General features: G+C 67.9%; 15 protein-coding genes. 10 read left to right on the top strand and 5 right to left on the bottom strand.

What is annotated here, in order from left to right:
• Positions 1-2 precede the first annotated feature (2 nt).
• Positions 3-740, bottom strand: coding sequence for a FadR/GntR family transcriptional regulator (locus VHD82_RS16235; RefSeq protein WP_325703662.1), 738 nt, complete (start codon positions 738-740; stop codon positions 3-5).
• Between the two features lie 117 nt (positions 741-857).
• On the opposite strand from VHD82_RS16235, the gene VHD82_RS16240 reads away from it, so the two are divergent.
• The 5 genes from VHD82_RS16240 to VHD82_RS16260 are packed head-to-tail and all read left to right on the top strand — an operon-like array spanning position 858 to position 6,234.
• Complete coding sequence (locus VHD82_RS16240; protein WP_325703665.1) at positions 858-2,282, top strand: gamma-aminobutyraldehyde dehydrogenase; 1,425 nt, start codon at positions 858-860, stop codon at positions 2,280-2,282.
• The gene (locus tag VHD82_RS16245; protein WP_325703755.1) at positions 2,282-3,373 is read left to right on the top strand and encodes an ABC transporter ATP-binding protein; all 1,092 of its coding nucleotides are present in this window, start codon (positions 2,282-2,284) and stop codon (positions 3,371-3,373) included. Before VHD82_RS16240 ends, VHD82_RS16245 begins: the two co-directional genes overlap by 1 nt.
• Complete coding sequence (locus VHD82_RS16250; protein WP_325703668.1) at positions 3,366-4,571, top strand: ABC transporter substrate-binding protein; 1,206 nt, start codon at positions 3,366-3,368, stop codon at positions 4,569-4,571. Before VHD82_RS16245 ends, VHD82_RS16250 begins: the two co-directional genes overlap by 8 nt.
• Before the next feature lie 2 nt (positions 4,572-4,573).
• Complete coding sequence (locus VHD82_RS16255) at positions 4,574-5,431, top strand: ABC transporter permease (protein ID WP_325703671.1); 858 nt, start codon at positions 4,574-4,576, stop codon at positions 5,429-5,431.
• On the top strand, positions 5,428-6,234 hold the full coding sequence (locus VHD82_RS16260; RefSeq protein WP_325703674.1) for an ABC transporter permease: 807 nt from the start codon (positions 5,428-5,430) through the stop codon (positions 6,232-6,234). The genes VHD82_RS16255 and VHD82_RS16260 overlap by 4 nt, the downstream gene beginning before the upstream one ends.
• Positions 6,235-6,288: 54 nt before the next feature.
• Here VHD82_RS16260 and pip read toward each other — a convergent pair whose 3' ends face one another.
• Positions 6,289-7,239, bottom strand: a complete 951-nt coding sequence (gene pip / locus VHD82_RS16265; RefSeq protein ID WP_325703677.1) for a prolyl aminopeptidase — start codon at positions 7,237-7,239, stop codon at positions 6,289-6,291.
• Between the two features lie 98 nt (positions 7,240-7,337).
• Here pip and VHD82_RS16270 point away from each other — a divergent pair, with 98 nt between their 5' ends.
• Entirely contained in the window at positions 7,338-8,282 is a 945-nt protein-coding gene (locus tag VHD82_RS16270) for an undecaprenyl-diphosphate phosphatase (protein WP_325703680.1), read from the top strand.
• Positions 8,279-9,190 carry a cytochrome c oxidase assembly protein gene (locus VHD82_RS16275; RefSeq protein WP_414637524.1) on the top strand — a complete coding sequence of 304 codons (912 nt, stop codon included), beginning with the start codon at positions 8,279-8,281 and terminating at the stop codon, positions 9,188-9,190. The genes VHD82_RS16270 and VHD82_RS16275 overlap by 4 nt, the downstream gene beginning before the upstream one ends.
• A 426-nt stretch (positions 9,191-9,616) precedes the next feature.
• Here VHD82_RS16275 and panB read toward each other — a convergent pair whose 3' ends face one another.
• On the bottom strand, positions 9,617-10,474 hold the full coding sequence (gene panB, locus VHD82_RS16280) for a 3-methyl-2-oxobutanoate hydroxymethyltransferase (protein ID WP_325703686.1): 858 nt from the start codon (positions 10,472-10,474) through the stop codon (positions 9,617-9,619).
• A gap of 125 nt (positions 10,475-10,599) precedes the next feature.
• Between panB and lysX the strand changes: the two genes are divergently transcribed.
• Positions 10,600-13,878: a bifunctional lysylphosphatidylglycerol synthetase/lysine--tRNA ligase LysX gene (gene lysX / locus VHD82_RS16285; protein ID WP_325703689.1), complete on the top strand. Its 3,279-nt coding sequence runs from the start codon at positions 10,600-10,602 to the stop codon at positions 13,876-13,878.
• A gap of 69 nt (positions 13,879-13,947) precedes the next feature.
• Complete coding sequence (locus VHD82_RS16290; protein WP_325703692.1) at positions 13,948-14,529, top strand: DinB family protein; 582 nt, start codon at positions 13,948-13,950, stop codon at positions 14,527-14,529.
• On the opposite strand, the gene VHD82_RS16295 is transcribed toward VHD82_RS16290, so the two are convergent.
• Both VHD82_RS16295 and VHD82_RS16300 read right to left on the bottom strand, forming a co-directional pair.
• Positions 14,526-15,062, bottom strand: coding sequence for a methylated-DNA--[protein]-cysteine S-methyltransferase (locus VHD82_RS16295; protein WP_325703695.1), 537 nt, complete (start codon positions 15,060-15,062; stop codon positions 14,526-14,528). The genes VHD82_RS16290 and VHD82_RS16295 overlap by 4 nt on opposite strands.
• A 6-nt stretch (positions 15,063-15,068) precedes the next feature.
• Entirely contained in the window at positions 15,069-15,425 is a 357-nt protein-coding gene (locus VHD82_RS16300) for a VOC family protein (RefSeq protein ID WP_325703698.1), read from the bottom strand.
• A 109-nt stretch (positions 15,426-15,534) separates the two neighbouring features.
• Here VHD82_RS16300 and VHD82_RS16305 point away from each other — a divergent pair, with 109 nt between their 5' ends.
• Positions 15,535-16,326, top strand: coding sequence for an AraC family transcriptional regulator (locus tag VHD82_RS16305; RefSeq protein ID WP_325703702.1), 792 nt, complete (start codon positions 15,535-15,537; stop codon positions 16,324-16,326).
• The last annotated feature ends 77 nt before the right edge of the window (positions 16,327-16,403 follow it).

Raw genomic sequence — 16,403 nt, forward strand, 5'->3', positions numbered from 1 at the left:
GATCAGGGACCGAGCAGGTCCAGGTGCAGCTCGGCCAGCCGGTCGATGGTGTTCAGTATGTGCTCTTCGGTGAGCTTGCGCGCAAGATCTCCGTCGGCTTCGCCGATCGCCGCCGTGATCGCGCGATGCTCCGCGCAGGCGGTGACGTGCGGTTCGTCGCCGAGCGGCAGCCAGAGCAGCGCACCCTGCTCGCTTTGCAGGCCGACCTCCTGCCGGGTCAATCGCGGGGACTGTGCGGCGGCGGCCATTTCGAGGTGGAACTGACGCTCCGCTCGCGACGCCGCGGCGCCTTTCGCGTGCTCCAGATCGTCGGCCGCGAGCGTCAGCCGCATGATGTCTTCGGCCGAGCTGCGCTCGGCGGCTAGCCTCGCGGACGTGCCCGCGATGGCGACGTAGTGGTCGCCGATGTCGCGAAGCTCGCTCATCGACACGTCGCGCAACCTGTCGCGCCACGACGCTTCCTCCTTCGGCGCGCGTACGAAGCTTCCGCCGCCTCGACCGCGTCGCGTCTGTACTAGGCCCTGTTGGCGAAGCGCGACAAGAGCTTCCCGAACGGTGACAGTGGAGACGCCGAACTGTGCGGCCAGTTCGGCTTCGCTGGGGAGCTGTTCGTCGTCGGCGAGCAGACCGAGGTGGATCGCGTCGACCAGGCGCCTGGTGACCGCCTCGACGCGGCCGGTCTGGTCCAGCGGCGCGAACAGCACGGCTCTCGCGCTGGGTGACTTCAACGTCCTGCGCATCGCGCTCCTTGCTCTGATCGGGTGCCCGCCTTGTCAATCCTGCCTCACCATCTTGTCATATGAAAACTGGTCTTATATGTTTTAGCGCAATCCGGCCGTGGACCAGGGAGGCCGTTCGTGGCACAGCTCAAGCACTTCATCGGCGGCGAGTACATGGAACCCCAGGGCGGCGGAGTTGCCGAGATCATCGATCCGGTCACCGGGCGCCCGTACTGCACGGCCCCGGTCGCCGGCGCCGAGGACGTCGACCGCGCATTACGCGCGGCCGCGAAGGCGTTCGAGACCTGGCGTGAGACAACGCCGGGGGAGCGCCAGCTCGCGCTGCTGCGGATCGCCGACGCCGTCGAAGCCCGCGCGGACGAGATCGTGCGCGTCGAGTCGGCGAACACCGGCAAGCCGATCGTGCTGACCAAGACCGAGGAAATGCCGATGGTCACTGATCAGCTCCGCTTCTTCGCCGGTGCGGCCAGGGCGCTCGAAGGTCGCGCTGCCGGCGAATACATGGCCGGGCACACCAGTTTCGTGCGCCGTGAACCGGTCGGCGTGTGCGCGCAGGTCACGCCGTGGAACTACCCATTGCTGATGGCCATCTGGAAGATCGCGCCCGCGCTCGCCGCCGGGAACACGGTGGTGCTCAAGCCTTCCGACACCACACCCGCGTCGACACTGTTGCTCGCCGAAATCGCCGCCGAGTTCCTGCCGCCCGGCGTGTTCAACGTCGTCTGTGGTGACCGCGACACCGGCCGGGCGCTGATCGAGCACACGATCCCGGCGATGGTTTCGATCACCGGCTCGGTGCGTGCCGGGATGGAGGTCGCGGGCTCCGCCGCTGCGGACGTCAAACGGGTGCACCTCGAACTCGGCGGCAAGGCGCCGGTGCTCGTCTTCCCCGGCGCGGACATCGGCGCGGCCGCCGAAGCGATCGCCGCCGCCGGGTACTTCAACGCCGGGCAGGACTGCACGGCCGCGACCAGAGTTCTTGTGCACCAGGACATCCACGACGAGTTCGTCGCCGCACTGACGGCGCAGGCCGAGGGCACCAGAACCGGGCTGCCCGACGACCCCGATGTCGCCTACGGGCCGTTGAACAGCGCTGGTCACCTCGCGAAGGTCACGGGGTTCATCGACCGGCTGCCCGCACACGCCGCCGTCCACACCGGAGGGAAGCGCGCCCGCGACGAAGGCTATTTCTTCCAGCCCACCGTCGTTTCCGGACTGAGCCAGGACGACGAGATCGTGCAACAGGAGGTCTTCGGCCCGGTGATCACCGTGCAGAGCTTCGCCGACGAGGACGAGGCGCTGGCCAACGCCAACGACGTCCAGTACGGCCTGGCGTCCTCGGTGTGGACCACCGACCACTCGCGGGCGATGCGGCTTGCCGCCCGGCTGGAGTTCGGCTGCGTGTGGATCAACACGCACATCCCACTCGTCGCGGAGATGCCGCACGGCGGGTTCAAGAAATCCGGCTACGGCAAGGATCTTTCGCTCTACGGGCTGGAGGACTACACCCGGATCAAGCACGTGATGACGGCGTGGTCGTGATGTCGCCCAACCAGGCACCCGCCGCGGCCGAGGCGGCGCAAAAGACCGGCGCCGGTGCGCCCGCGATCCGGCTTTCCGGGCTGCGTAAGGAGTTCGGCCCCATCGTCGCCGTGCGCGGGATCGACGTGGAGATCGCCGAGGGCGAGTTCTTCTCGATGCTCGGCCCGTCCGGCTCCGGCAAGACCACCGTGCTGCGGATGATCGCCGGGTTCGACCTGCCGACCGCCGGTTCGGTCGAACTCGCCGGCCGCGACGTGACCCGGCTGGCGCCCTTCGAACGCGATGTGAACACAGTTTTCCAGGACTACGCGCTGTTCCCGCACATGAACGTGCAGCAGAACGTCGAATACGGCCTGCGGGTGAAGCGGGTGCCACGCGCGGAACGCAAACGACGCGCCACCGAGGCGCTGCGCACCGTCCGGCTCGAAGACTTCGCCGCACGCAAACCCTCCCAGCTTTCCGGCGGGCAACGGCAGCGGGTCGCGCTCGCCAGGGCGCTGGTCAACCGGCCCAAGGTGCTGCTGCTCGACGAACCGCTGGGCGCGCTGGACCTCAAGCTGCGCCAGGCGATGCAGACCGAGCTCAAACAGATCCAGCGCGACGTCGGCATCACGTTCATCTTCGTCACCCACGACCAGGACGAAGCGCTGACGATGAGCGACCGGATCGCAGTGTTCAACGACGGCCGGATCGAACAGACCGGCACCCCCGGCGAGATCTACGAACATCCGGCAAGCGCTTTCGTGGCGGGATTCGTCGGCACCTCGAACCTGCTGTCCGGGCGTGGCGCGGAGGCGGTGATCGGGCGCGGCGGGACCTACAGCATCCGGCCGGAGAAAATCCACCTCGATCCCGATCTGTCCTCGGCCGCCGAACCCGGGGAGGTCAGCGCAACCGGCACGGTCACCGCGACACACTACGCCGGCGCCACCATCCGCTACGTGGTTTCCCTCGACGCGGGCGGGCAATTGTCCGCGGTGCGGCAGAACAGCGACCGCGCCCCCGAGCTTGCCGACGGCCGGGTCCGCCTGGTGTGGCGGCAGGAGCACAACTTCCGGATCCCAGAGGACAAGGAGCACACCGATGCGTAACAGCCGGACCCTGCGTCTGCTCGCCGGCCTGGTGTGCGTGGGTACCGCGATCGCGGCCTGCGGCACGTCGAGCCCCGGCACGTCGAACGCGGGCGGGGCGGGATTCACTCCGCCCAAACTGGAACCACTGGCCCAGCTCGGCCAGCCCGAAGGCGCGCTGAACGTGCTGGCGTGGCCCGGTTACGCGGAAAACGGATCGAACGACCCGAACGTCAACTGGGTGACGCCGTTCGAGCGGCAGACCGGGTGCAAGGTGAACGTCAAGACGTTCGGCACCTCCGACGAGGCCGTGAACCTGATGAAGACCGGCGAGTACGACGTCGTTTCGGCTTCCGGCGACGCTTCGCTGCGGCTGGTCGCGTCCGGTGACGTGGAACCGGTGAACACCAGCCTCGTGCCCAACTACGCGGACGTTTTCGACTTCCTCAAGAACAAGTCGTGGAACAGCGTGAACAACGTGTCCTACGGGATCCCGCACGGCTGGGGCGCGAACCTGCTGACCTGGCGCACGGACAAGGTGCGGCCCGCGCCGACGTCCTGGTCGTCGATGTTCGACGTGAACTCGCCGTACAAGGGCAAAATCACCGCCTACGACTCGCCGATCTACATCGCCGACGCCGCGCTCTACCTGATGAAGCACAACCCGGGGCTGGGCATCAAGAACCCGTATGCCTTGGACGACAAGCAGTTCAACGCCGCGGTGGACCTGCTCAAGCAGCAGCGCCCACTGATTTCCGAGTACTGGTCGGACTATCTGAAGGAAAGCCAGGCCCTGAAGAACGGCGACTCGGTACTGGGCACGGCCTGGCAGGTGACCGTGAACGTGACCGCGGACGAAGGTGCGCCGTTGCAGTCCATCCTGCCGAGCGAGGGCGCGACCGGCTGGTCGGACACGTGGATGGTGGCGGCCAAGTCGCAGCACAAGACGTGCGCGTACAAATGGCTGGACTACATCATCAGCCCGAAGGTGAACGCCGAGGTGGCCGAGTACTTCGGTGAGTCACCGGCGAACTCGAAGGCCTGCGCGCAGACCACGGACGCCAAGTTCTGCGACACCTACCACGCCGGTGACAGTGCCTACGCCGCCCAGATCTACTACTGGACCACGCCGATCGCCCAGTGTCTCGACGGCCGCACCGACGTGCGGTGCAAGGACTACGGAGACTGGACGCGCGCCTGGACCGAGATCAAGGGCTGAGCATGAGCCTCGCCGCCGGCGCTTCGAGTTTCCTTTACCGCAAGCCGAAACTGCGGCTGGGGCTGTTGTTGTCGGCTCCGCTGCTGTGGCTCGGGCTGGCCTACCTCGGCGCTCTGGCGGCGTTGTTCGTCACCGCCTTCTGGAGTACGGATTCGTTCACCGGCCAGGTCGTGACGTCCTGGTCGGTGGACAACTTCCGCTCCCTGTTCACCGAAGACGTCTACCGCACCATCACCCTGCGCACGGTCGGCATCGCGGCGCTGGTGACGGTGGTGGACGCGGTGATCGCGTTCCCGATGGCGTTCGCGATGGCCAAGTTCTGCTCACCGCGGGCGCAGCGGATCCTGGTGATCGCGGTGATGACACCACTATGGGCCAGCTACCTGGTGAAGGCCTACTCGTGGCGGGTCATGTTGTCGGGCAACGGTTTGTGGGCCTGGCTGCTGGGCGCGACGCCCGGCTACGGGGTGCCGGCCACGGTGATCACCCTGTCGTACCTGTGGTTGCCGTACATGATCCTGCCGATCTATGCCGGCCTGGACCGGCTGCCCGATTCGCTGGTGGATGCAGCCGGTGACCTTGGCGCCCGGCCGTGGCGAACGTTCACGTCGGTGGTCCTGCCGCTCACGTTCCCGGCGATCGTGGCCGGTTCGATCTTCACGTTCTCGTTGTCGCTGGGCGACTACATCACGGTGAAGATCGTGGGCGGGGCCAGTCAGATGCTCGGCAATGTCGTCTACGACAACATCGGCGCCGCGAACAACCTGCCCTTCGCCGCGACTGTCGCCACCGTGCCCGTGGTGATCATGCTCGGGTACCTGGCCGCCGTGCGGCGCACCGGAGCCTTGGAGAACCTGTGAACTTCTCGAAGACGACGAGGTACGTGCTGCGCGCGGCGTTGGTGGTCGGGCTCGCGGTCATCTACATCCCGTTGCTGATCGTGCTGGTGAACTCGGTCAACTCGGATCCCGCCTTCGGCTGGCCACCTTCGGGTTTCACGCTGGAATGGTGGCGCCGGGCGGTCGAGAACGCCGGGGTGCTCAGCGCGTTGTGGACGAGCCTGGTGGCCGGCGTGTCCGCCACCGCCATCGCACTCGTCCTCGGCACGATGGCCGCGTTCGCCTTGCAGCGGTACCGGTTCTTCGGGCGGGATTCGGTGTCGCTGTTGATAATCCTGCCGATCGCGTTGCCGGGGATCGTCACCGGGATCGCGTTGAACAACGCCTTCCGGACCATTCTCGGGATCGATCTTGGCCTGCTGACCGCGATCATCGCGCACGCGACGTTCTGCATCGTCGTGGTTTTCAACAACGTGGTCGCCCGCCTGCGGCGGATGGGCGGGAACCTCGAGGAGGCGTCCGCGGACCTCGGGGCGAACGGGGTGACGACGTTCCGGTTGGTGACCTTCCCGATGCTGCGCTCGGCCCTGCTGGCAGGCGGCCTGCTCGCGTTCGCGCTGTCGTTCGACGAGATCATCGTGACCACGTTCACCCTCGGCGCCGGGCTGCAGACGCTGCCGATCTGGATCCTGGACAACCTGTTCCGCCCCAACCAGGCCCCGGTCGTGAACGTGGTCGCGGCGGTGCTCATCGTGGTGTCCACCGTGCCGGTCTATCTGGCGCAGCGACTGTCCGGCGACACCGCCAGCGGCGGCCGGATCTAGTCCCCGGCCGCCTGCCGTCGCCGCGTAAGCCAGCCCCGAAGCAAGGTACGTTTACTACGGCTTGAACAGGTCCGTCGCCGCACGCAGCTGCCCGGCGATTCCCGGATCGGCTACGGAATGACCGGCGGAACTCACCAGCACCAGCTGCGACCCGGGCCAGGCCTGGTGCAACGCGTAGGCCGTCGAGGGAGGACAGATCGCGTCGTAGCGGCCCTGCACGATGCGCCCCGGGATGCCGGCGAGCTTGCCCGCGTCGCGGATCAGCTGCCCGTCGGCCAACCAGGCGCCGTGCGCGAAGTAGTGCAACGCGGTCCGGGCGAAGGCGAGCGCGAACGGCGATTGGCTGTACTCCGCCACATACCGGTCCTGCGGGACGAGCGCGACAATCGCGCCTTCCCAACCGCTCCATGCGACGGCCGCCTCATCCCGCTTCGCGGGGTCATCGAGTAAGTCGGCGTACGCGGCCAGCGGATCGTCTCGCCGGTGCTCCGGCACCGGAGCGAGGAACTCCGCCCAGTACTCCGGGAACAGCTGTGCCGCGCCGCCGTTGTAGATCCAGTCGAGCTCGCGACGGCTGGCGGTGAACACCCCGCGCAACACCAGTTCGCTCACCCGGGACGGGTGCGTCTCGGCGTAGGCGAGCGCCAGGGTGGCACCCCACGAACCGCCGAGCACCAGCCACTGTTCGATGTCAAGATGCTCGCGGAGCCGTTCCATGTCGGCCACCAGATGCCACGTGGTGTTCACCGACAGGTCGGCTCCGCCGGAGTTGACGTGCGGCGTGCTGCGACCGGCGCCGCGTTGGTCGAACAGGACGATCCGGTAAGCCTCGGGGTCGAAATGCCTGCGTGACAGTGGCGAGGTGCCCGCGCCGGGCCCACCGTGGACGACGACGGCCGGTTTTCCGTCCGGGTTCCCGCAGACCTCCCAGTACACGAGGTTGTCGTCACCGACGTCGAGCAGGCCCGATTCGTGCGGCTGGATCGGCGGGTACAGGTCGTCCATGGCTCACAGGGTGCCCGATGCCACCTGGTCCCGGCGGAGGTGGCGTCAGGTACTTTCTTGGCGAATGCCCGTGCGTCGCGTTTGTGGAAAGGTCCTCAATGTCCGCTGTGACATATCTCGAGGCGGTTGTTGTCGGCGCCTTGCAGGGCGTGTCCGAATTGTTCCCGGTATCCAGTCTTGGGCACTCCATTCTGCTGCCGGCCTGGGTCGGCGGTTCGTGGGCGAACGATCTGAGCATGGGCAAGGATTCGCCCTACCTCGCGGTTCTGGTCGCCATGCACGTGGCCACCGCGATCGCGCTCGTCGTCTTCTTCTGGCGGGACTGGGTGCGCATCCTGCGCGGGTTGTGGACGTCGATCCGTGACCGGGAGGTCGTCGACCCCGACCAGCGGCTCGCGTGGCTGCTCGTGCTGGCCACCATCCCGGTCGGCATCGCCGGGCTGCTGCTGGAGAGCGCGCTGCGCAACTTCCTCGGAAAACCCATCCCCACCGCGATTTTCCTCGCGCTGAACGGCGCCGTGCTGCTGGCAGTGGAGCGCTTCGGCCGCGCGGGCGCGAAGAAGGAGCCGATGCCGGTCGCCGCCGAGCAAACCATCGACTTCTCCGCCGAGGTGACGATGCCGATGCGTGCGGTGAGCGTCGAAGAGGCCTCCGACCGGCGACTGTCCAAGCTCGGCGTCGGCGAGGCGGTGCTGATCGGCGCGGCGCAAATTCTGGCGTTGTTCCCCGGAATCAGCCGCTCCGGCATCACGATGGTGGCCGGCCTGCGCCGCGGGCTCGATCACGAGGATTCCGCCCGGTTCGCGTTTCTTCTTGCCACGCCGGTGATTCTCGCCGCCGGGGTGCTCAAGATGCCGAGCCTGTTCACCTCGGAGAACCACGCGTCACTCGGCCCGGCGCTGGTCGGCAGCCTGGTGGCCGGAATCGCAGCGTATATCGCGGTGCGATTCCTGACGTCCTATTTCGAGACGCGTACGCTGACCCCGTTCGCTATTTACTGTGTGGTCGCCGGAATCGGTAGTTTGGTGTATTTCGTGGCATGATCGAACCGCTTTCCTGGGGGCGGATTTGGACGGCTTGGACAATTGATGTCCCGGCTGTCGTTTTTGTCGTGGTGCTCGGCGCCGGTTATCTGCTGGCCGCGCGGCGGGTCCCTGCCTGGCCCCGCGGCCGGACCACGGCTTTCCTCGCCGGCCTGGCCACGGTGCTGGTCCTGACGTGCTCCTTCCTCGGTGTGTACGACGACACGCTGTTCTGGGTGCGCGCAACACAGACCGTGGTGCTGTTGATGGTCACTCCACTGCTGCTCGCGCTCGGCGCCCCCCTTTCGCTGGTGCTGGCAGTCGCGCCCTTCGCCGACAAGCTTCGGCGGATCGGCCGCGGTCGCGCGGCGCGTGCGCTCACCTTCCCGCTCGTGATCACGGTGCTGCTGATCGTGCCGCCGCTCGTGCTGTACCTGACGCCGTTGTACGAGCTGACCCTGCGGCACGCGGCGATCGACGAAGTGGTCCGGCTCGCCCTGATCTGCTGCGGGTTCGGCTATTTCTGGACCAGACTCCGGCTCGACCCGACCCCGCGCGAAGACCACCACCTGGTGTCGTTCGGGATCAGCTTCGCCGAGGTCCTGGTGGACGCGGCCCTCGGCCTGATCCTGTGGCTCGGCCCGCTGCGCGCCGCCGGGTACTACGAGGCGCTGGGCCGGACGTGGGGGCCCGACCTGCACACCGACCAGATCATCGGCGCCGGGATCCTCTGGATCGGCGGCGACCTGGCCGGCCTGCCGTTCGTCGGCGCCCTGTTCACCCGCTGGATGCGCGATGACGAACGCCAGGCCGAGCAGGTCGACCGCGAACTCGACGCGATCGAGGAGCAGCCCGACGAGCAGGGCGGCGCGCTCTGGTGGGAGTCCGATCCGGTGCTCGCCGAACGCTTCAAACGAGGCCGTGCCTAGCGCTGCCCGCACCCGGGCAACACCGGCCAGCGGTCCCAAGGAAACGGGTGCCGGGTGTCTCCGGGAAACCCACGCCGCCCGCTGCTCGGAATCGTGGCCCACCCGCCGCCGGCCGTCACGGCCCGCGTGCCGCCGGCGACCACCGGCCGCCTACCGTCGGCCGCCACGGCCTGCCTGCCGCCGGCCGCCACCGGCCGCCTGCTGTCGGGTAGCACGGCCCACCCGCCGCCGGGAACCACGGGTCGCGTGCCGCCGGGCGCCAGGGGACGTCGGCCACCGGCGACCACGCGCCACCCACTCCCAGCAAGCGCCGGCAGCCCGTGCCCGGGAACCAAGCGCCGCCCGGGAAACCGCCTCCACGCGGGAAGCAAGGAACGTTTGCTTCGATCCGGCCGTAGCAAACGCCCCCCGCTTCTTGCGTTCGCGCTAGTGGAAGGCGTGTTCGGGTGCCGGGAACTCACCCCGGCGCACCTCGTCGGCGAACGCCGCCGCGGCGCCCGAGAGCGCCCCGGCCAGGTCGGCGTATCGCTTGACGAACCGCGGCGCCCGGCCCCGGCGCAGCCCGGCCATGTCCTGCCACACCAGCACCTGTGCGTCGCAGTCCGGCCCCGCTCCGATACCGACAGTTGGGATCTTCAGTTCATGCGTGACCTGCTTCGCGACCTCCGCGGGCACCATCTCCATCACGACCGCGAAGGCGCCGGCTTCCTGCAGCGCGAGCGCGTCGGCGACGAGTTCGGCACCCGCGTGGCCGCGGCCCTGCACCCGGTACCCGCCAAGGTTGTGCTCACTCTGTGGGGTGAAGCCGATATGCCCCATCACGGGGACCCCGGCCGCGGTCAGCGCCTCGACATGAGGTGCGAACCGCCTACCGCCCTCAAGCTTGACGGCATGCGCCCGGCCTTCCTTCATGAACCGCACCGCCGTCGCGAGCGCCTGCTCCGGCGAGAGCTGGTAGGAGCCGAACGGCAGATCGGCGACCACCAGCGCACGCTTGGCCGCCCCGGTCACGGCGCGCACCAGCGGGAGCAACTCGTCGACTGTCACCGGCAACGACGTCTCGTAACCGAACACGTTGTTCGCGGCCGAGTCACCGACCAGCAGCACCGGGATGCCCGCCTCGTCGAACAGTTCGGCGGTGTACATGTCGTACGCGGTGAGCATCGGCCACGGCTCGCCGCGGTCCTTGAGCTCCTGCAAATGGGGGATGCGCACCTTCTTCGTGGGTGCGCCGGACTTGGGGCCGCTGCCGTAGGGCGCCACGGTCTCACCAGAACTGGACATCGTCGACCAACCTTCCCTCGAGGCCCTCGTCGGGTCCCCGGGTCGTGGATCTGGGCAACCAAGCGTGACACCGCGCCGCAACCCCACCCAAGTCCCTGCGACGAGCTTCACACGGGGTGGTGACCATGAACGCAGCGGTGCCGCGCTGGCGGCGGAAGGCCGGTGGGATGGTCGCCACGCTGGTGCAGCTGGGTGCGCTGGCGTCGGTGGCGCTGCTGATCTGGGGTGGCCATCGCGATTTCTACCGCTGGACGGTGCTCGGGTTCAGCGTGCTGAACATCCCGGTGGACGCGAACATCCTGATCGCGCTGGTGCTGGCCGTGCTGGGCGCGGCGCTTCGGCGGCGGAAGCGAGCCGCGCTCAACACGCTGCTGCTGTTCCAGTTCGGCGGGCTCCTCACGACGATGGCGTTCCAGGCCGCGTTGTTGTGGTCGCCGGACGCCTTGACGCTGGCGCGGCGGGAGCGGTCCCACATCCCGGTGGCACTGTGGGCGCTGACCGGGGCGGAACTGGTCTCCATCGGGCTGATCGTGTTGCTGTTCGCGCTGCGTACCGCGTTCCCGGCGCGTCTCGCGCCGGGAGCGTGGCGCCACGCCCTGGTTGTCGGCGTGACCGGGCTCGTCGTGGTGATCTTCGCCGGATGGGCGCTGCTGACGGCCTTCCCCGGGACGCTCACGGGACTGGGGGACAGTTTTCTGTGGGCGGCGAACCACGCGACCGGCGAGTTGCTGCAACTGCGCCGGCTCGGTGTCCGCGAGGGGCCGGCGTGGATCGATCTGCTGCTGGACCTCGGTGGCGCGGCTGTCGCGGTGGCGACGTTGTCCACGTTTTTCCGTGGCGTGCGCTCGCAACGGCGGCGCAGCGACGAGGAAGAGCTGCGGGTGCGGTCGTTGCTGGCCCGGTTCGGCGAAGACGATTCGCTGGGCTATTTCGCCACCCGCCGGGACAAGAGCGTGATCTTCTCGCCGAACGGCGCGGCCGCCGTCACCTACCGTGTGCTCGGCGGCACGAGTATCGCGAGCGCGGATCCGGTGGGTGATCCCGAGTCGTGGTCGTCGGCGATCACCGCGTGGCTGGGCGAGGCGCACACCTACGGCTGGACTCCGGGTGTGGTGGGGGCGAGTGAACAAGGCGCGAAGGCATACGCTCGCGCCGGCCTGAAAGCCCTCGAAATCGGTGACGAAGCCGTCCTCGATGTGCGGGACTTCCGCCTTTCCGGCCCGGAGCGCCGCTCGGTGCGGCAGGCAGTGAGCCGGATCGAGCGCGCCGGTTACACCGCGCAGGTGCGCCGGCACGCCGACATCCCACCGTCTGAAATGGACCAACTTGCGCAGAAAGCGCAGCAGTGGCGCGGCGCGGGTACCGAGCGCGGATTCTCGATGGCGTTGTCGCGGCTGGCGGACCCTGCCGACGGCCGGTGCGTGATGGCCGAGGCGTACGACGCCGCCGGCGAGCTGCGTGCACTGCTTTCCTTTGTGCCATGGGGGCGGCGGGGGCTGTCGCTGGATCTGATGAGGCGCGACCGTGGCGCGGAGAACGGCCTCACGGAATTCCTCGTCACGCACGTGGTGACAGAGGCAGGCCGATTCGGTGCGCAGCGGATTTCGCTGAACTTCGCGATGTTCCGGGCAGTATTCGCCGAGGGCGAGCGGATCGGAGCAGGCCCGGTGCTGCGGGCCTGGCGTGCGGTGCTGGGGGTGTTCTCCCGGTTCTTCCAGTTGGAGTCGTTGTACCGGTCGAACGCGAAATACGGACCGGAGTGGGTGCCGCGGTTCGTGTGCTACACGTCCGCCCGGCGGCTGCCGCGGATCGGTTTGGTTGCCGGCGCGCTCGAAGGCTTCCTGCCGACCGGCCTCCGGGCGTCCCGCCGTGCCTTGGCCACCGACCTGGTCGGCGAGGATTTCGTGGCCAGAGTCCGCGAGATCGACAGCACCCCGCCGGCGGAGCCGGTGCTGCGGCGCCCGCAACAGATGCAGGTGCGGATCGCCAAACTCGACCGACTCCGCGATGCCGGGATCGACCCCTACCCACCGGGGTTCACCCGCGACACCACGCTGGCCGAGATCCGTGCCAGGTTCCCGGATCTGCCGTCGGACAGCCACACCGGGTACCAGGTCCGGGTGACGGGCCGGGTGCTGGCCATCCGTGACCTCGGCGGCTTGATCTTCGCGCGGCTTCGCGACGCGACGGGCGAATTGCAACTCATGCTCACCGGCGACGACCTGTGGCACTCCACAGTGGACCTTGGAGACCACGTCGGTGTCGCCGGTGAAGTGATCACCTCCAAGCGGGGCGAGCTTTCGATCCGCGCCGACGAGTGGACGGTGACGGCGAAATGCCTGCATCCGTTGCCGGACAAGCGCAAAGGCCTTACGGATCCGGAAACCCGGGTGCGGCAACGGTATCTGGACATGATCGTGAACCCGGAGTCGGCGGAGATGCTGCGGCTGCGCAGCGGTGTGGTGCGCTCCGTCCGGGACAGCCTGCATGCCCGGGGGTTCCTGGAGGTGGAAACCCCGATGCTGCAGGCGGTGCACGGGGGTGCCAACGCGCGTCCGTTCCTGACTCACCTCAACGCTTACGACCAGCGGATGTATCTGCGGATCGCGCCGGAGCTGTATCTCAAACGTCTGTGTGTGGCCGGGGTGGAGCGCGTGTTCGAACTCAACCGCAACTTCCGCAACGAAGGCGTGGACGCCACCCACAACCCGGAATTCTCCATGCTCGAGGCATACCAGGCCTACGGTGATTACCACAGCATGCGGGAACTGGTGCGTACCCTCATCCTCGACGCGGCCACCGCCGCACACGGCGCGCCTGTCGCACGCCGACCGGACGGAGACCACGACCTCAGCGGGGACTGGCCGGTGATCACCGTGCACGACGCCGTTTCCACCGCATTGGGCGAACATGTCACGCCGGACACGGCGCTGCCCGTGCTGCGGAAATGGTGCCGGCAGGCGGGAGTACCGGTGGACCAGGACGCGGGTCAGGGCGCGCTGGTTGTGGCTGCTTTCGAACATCTCGTTGAGTCCTTTACGGTCCAGCCCACCTTTTACACCGACTACCCGACCGAAGAATCCCCACTGACGCGTCCACATCGGAATGATCCACGGCTGGCCGAACGCTGGGACCTGATCGCGTTCGGCGCGGAAATCGGTACCGCGTACACCGAACTCACCGATCCCCTCGACCAGCGCGCCCGGCTGTACAACCAATCCGTGCGCGCGGCCAGCGGCGACACCGAAGCCATGGAACTCGACGAAGACTTCCTCAAAGCCCTTGAACACGGTATGCCGCCCACCGGCGGACTTGGCGTCGGCATCGACCGTCTCATCATGATGCTCACTGGCACGGCCATTCGTCAAGTCATAACTTTTCCCTTTACCAGAGCCAAAACATGACCGCAGCGCGCAAAACTGTCAGACCCCGGTGCGAACCTGTCCGCAGATCATCTGCGAAAGGAGTCGCCCATGTCCGCCAACGTCCGGCCGGTCACCGACGAACGTGATGGCCTGCTGGCCTTTCTCGCCCAGCAGCGCCATGTTCTCCGCACCGCCGCGTATGGACTCACCGATGAACAGGCCCGCCGGGCGCCGAGCCGAAGCGCGCTGAGTGTCGGCGGCCTGATCAAACACGTCGCGGCAACCGAGCGAGGTTGGCTGGATGTGTTGCTACAACGGGAAAGACCGGAATCTCCACCAGGTGTGCGGGATCTGTACTCCGGAGATTTCCAGCTGACGCAAGGGGAAACGCTGGCCGAGGTCTGTGCCCGGTACGAACGTGTCGCGCGTGAAACGGAGGCGGCCATCGCGGCCATTCCCGATCTCGGACGGCCGGTTCCGGTACCGAAAGGTGTGCCCTGGTTTCCCGCGGATGTCGAGGCCTGGTCCGTGCGCTGGGTGCTGCTGCACCTGATCCAGGAAACGGCCCGGCACGCCGGCCATGCCGACATCGTGCGTGAGCACCTCGACGGCTCGACGGCGTTCGCGTTGCTGGCCGCGGCCGAGCGGCGGTTGCCGGCGCCGTGGGTCAGGCCTTGGGAGCCCGGCTAGAAAAGCGTGGGCTCGTCCGGCCGGGCGCCTTCGATCACCAGGATCCGGCGTTTCGTGTCGACGCCGCCGGGTGCGGAGAAGCCGCCCATCTTGCCGCCGGCCGCGAGCACCCGATGGCACGGCACGATGATCGGGATCGGGTTGTGTCCCAACGCCTGCCCCACGGCCTGCGCTGATCCTGGCATGCCGATCCGGGCCGCCACTTCGCCGTAGGTCAGGGTTTTGCCGGGCGGAATCGCCCGCGCGACCTCGTAGACCTTGCGGTGGAATTCCGGCATGCCTTCGAGGTCGAGTTCGATGTCCGTGAGGTCGAGGCGTTCACCCCGCAGCAGAGCCACGATCTCGTCCATCGCATGCGCGATGTGCTGCGGGGGCTCGGTTTCCACGGCTTCGGGGCACTGCTTGCGCACCGCCGCGCGGGTGGATTCCGCACTCCGGCCGGGCAGGCAGACGCCGACCACACCGCGGTCGCCCCAGGCGATCCCGCAGTGCCCGATCGCTGTCGTGAAGACAGCGAGACCCTGATCAGTCATAAGGGGTCAATTCTCGGGCACGAGGCAGAACGGGTGTCCTTCGGGGTCGGTGAGCACGGTCCAGTCCTCGCCGCCGGGCTGGAACTCTGGCTTGGCGGCGCCCAGTGAGAGAAGTTCACCGACGGTGTCGGCGGGGTCCTTGACGGTGAAGTCGAGGTGGAAATGCTTGGCGTCATCGGGCCAGCCCGGTGACCTGTAGTCCGCGATGCGCTGGAAACCCAGCTGGATCGCGCCGTCCTTACCCAGATACGCGGTGTCCGCATCGCTGGAGGTGATGTCCCATCCGGTGACCTTCGCGTAGAACCCGGCGAGTCCGGCCGGATCGGCGCAGTCGATCACGACGGCGGAAAGTACAGCTGTCATTTCGGTTCCCTTCGTTCGAGGAGTACCGACAGCCTGCTCGTCGTCGTGCGCGCGGTCTTGAAGATTCTTGCGCCGCCGGAATGTCGTATCCCGGGCGTAGCTTGCGGACATGCGTGCTGCCGTTGAACTGGCCGCCCGGCCCGGGTTCGTCGTGCACACGGTGGCGTGCCGTGACGACCACCGTGGCTGGTCCGCGCCCGAGGAAAGGGCCGGGCACGGCCTGGTTCTGGTCCGCCGCGGCCGATTCCGCCGCCGCGTCTCGGGGCGTGTTGCCGACGTCGACGCGACAGTCGGCTATGTCAGCCTGCCTGGCGACGAGGGGTACTTCGCGCATCCCGCCGGGGGAGACGTGTGCACGTCGATCTCGTTCAGCCCCGATCTCTGGCAGGCGACGACGGCCGGTGGCCTTCGTGGCCGCGAGGTCTACGTCGATGCGCGGCTGGATCTGGCCCACCGGCACTTCCTCGCGGCCGCTCGAAGCCAGGACGTCGACTTTGCCCTGGCTGAGACCATGCTTGAGCTGCTCGGCGTGGCGCTCGGCCGTGCCGCGGTCGGTGCACGCCCCTCGGACCGGACGTTGGTGGCACAAGCCCGCGCCGTTATCGCGTGTGATCACCCGGCCTCCGCGGGCTTACTCCCGCTCGCTGATCTGCTGGGGGTTTCGCCGTATCGGTTGAGCCGGTGCTTCTCCCGCGAGCTGGGGGTTTCGCTCACTCACTACCGAAATCGGGTCCGCGTTGGGCGTGCGCTGGATCGTCTCGAAGCCGGTGAGTCAGACCTGGCCGCACTTGCCGTCGGGTTGGGCTTCGCCGACCAGGCGCACCTGACCCGGACAGTGCGAGCCCAGACCGGCAAAACTCCAGCCGCCCTGCGCCGCCTTCTGACCTCGCGTCCGGCCTGACCCGCCCGCCCGGAACCCGGAGCAAACGCACCTTGCTCCCGGGATTGAGCTGTCACCCGGCATGGCGTGATCCCGTA

Origin of the sequence: Amycolatopsis sp., from assembly GCF_035546795.1 — a bacterium.
Lineage (GTDB): Bacteria > Actinomycetota > Actinomycetes > Mycobacteriales > Pseudonocardiaceae > Amycolatopsis_E.

Excerpts from the sequence above, each read along its gene's own strand:
- VHD82_RS16235 (WP_325703662.1), bottom strand. The coding sequence starts at position 740 with ATGCGCAGGACGTTGAAGTCACCCAGCGCGAGAGCCGTGCTGTTCGCG.
- VHD82_RS16245 (WP_325703755.1), top strand. The coding sequence starts at position 2,282 with ATGTCGCCCAACCAGGCACCCGCCGCGGCCGAGGCGGCGCAAAAGACC.
- VHD82_RS16250 (WP_325703668.1), top strand. The coding sequence starts at position 3,366 with ATGCGTAACAGCCGGACCCTGCGTCTGCTCGCCGGCCTGGTGTGCGTG.
- VHD82_RS16255 (WP_325703671.1), top strand. The coding sequence starts at position 4,574 with ATGAGCCTCGCCGCCGGCGCTTCGAGTTTCCTTTACCGCAAGCCGAAA.
- pip (WP_325703677.1), bottom strand. The coding sequence starts at position 7,239 with ATGGACGACCTGTACCCGCCGATCCAGCCGCACGAATCGGGCCTGCTC.
- VHD82_RS16270 (WP_325703680.1), top strand. The coding sequence starts at position 7,338 with ATGTCCGCTGTGACATATCTCGAGGCGGTTGTTGTCGGCGCCTTGCAG.
- VHD82_RS16275 (WP_414637524.1), top strand. The coding sequence starts at position 8,279 with ATGATCGAACCGCTTTCCTGGGGGCGGATTTGGACGGCTTGGACAATT.
- panB (WP_325703686.1), bottom strand. The coding sequence starts at position 10,474 with ATGTCCAGTTCTGGTGAGACCGTGGCGCCCTACGGCAGCGGCCCCAAG.
- lysX (WP_325703689.1), top strand. The coding sequence starts at position 10,600 with ATGAACGCAGCGGTGCCGCGCTGGCGGCGGAAGGCCGGTGGGATGGTC.
- VHD82_RS16290 (WP_325703692.1), top strand. The coding sequence starts at position 13,948 with ATGTCCGCCAACGTCCGGCCGGTCACCGACGAACGTGATGGCCTGCTG.
- VHD82_RS16295 (WP_325703695.1), bottom strand. The coding sequence starts at position 15,062 with ATGACTGATCAGGGTCTCGCTGTCTTCACGACAGCGATCGGGCACTGC.
- VHD82_RS16300 (WP_325703698.1), bottom strand. The coding sequence starts at position 15,425 with ATGACAGCTGTACTTTCCGCCGTCGTGATCGACTGCGCCGATCCGGCC.
- VHD82_RS16305 (WP_325703702.1), top strand. The coding sequence starts at position 15,535 with ATGCGTGCTGCCGTTGAACTGGCCGCCCGGCCCGGGTTCGTCGTGCAC.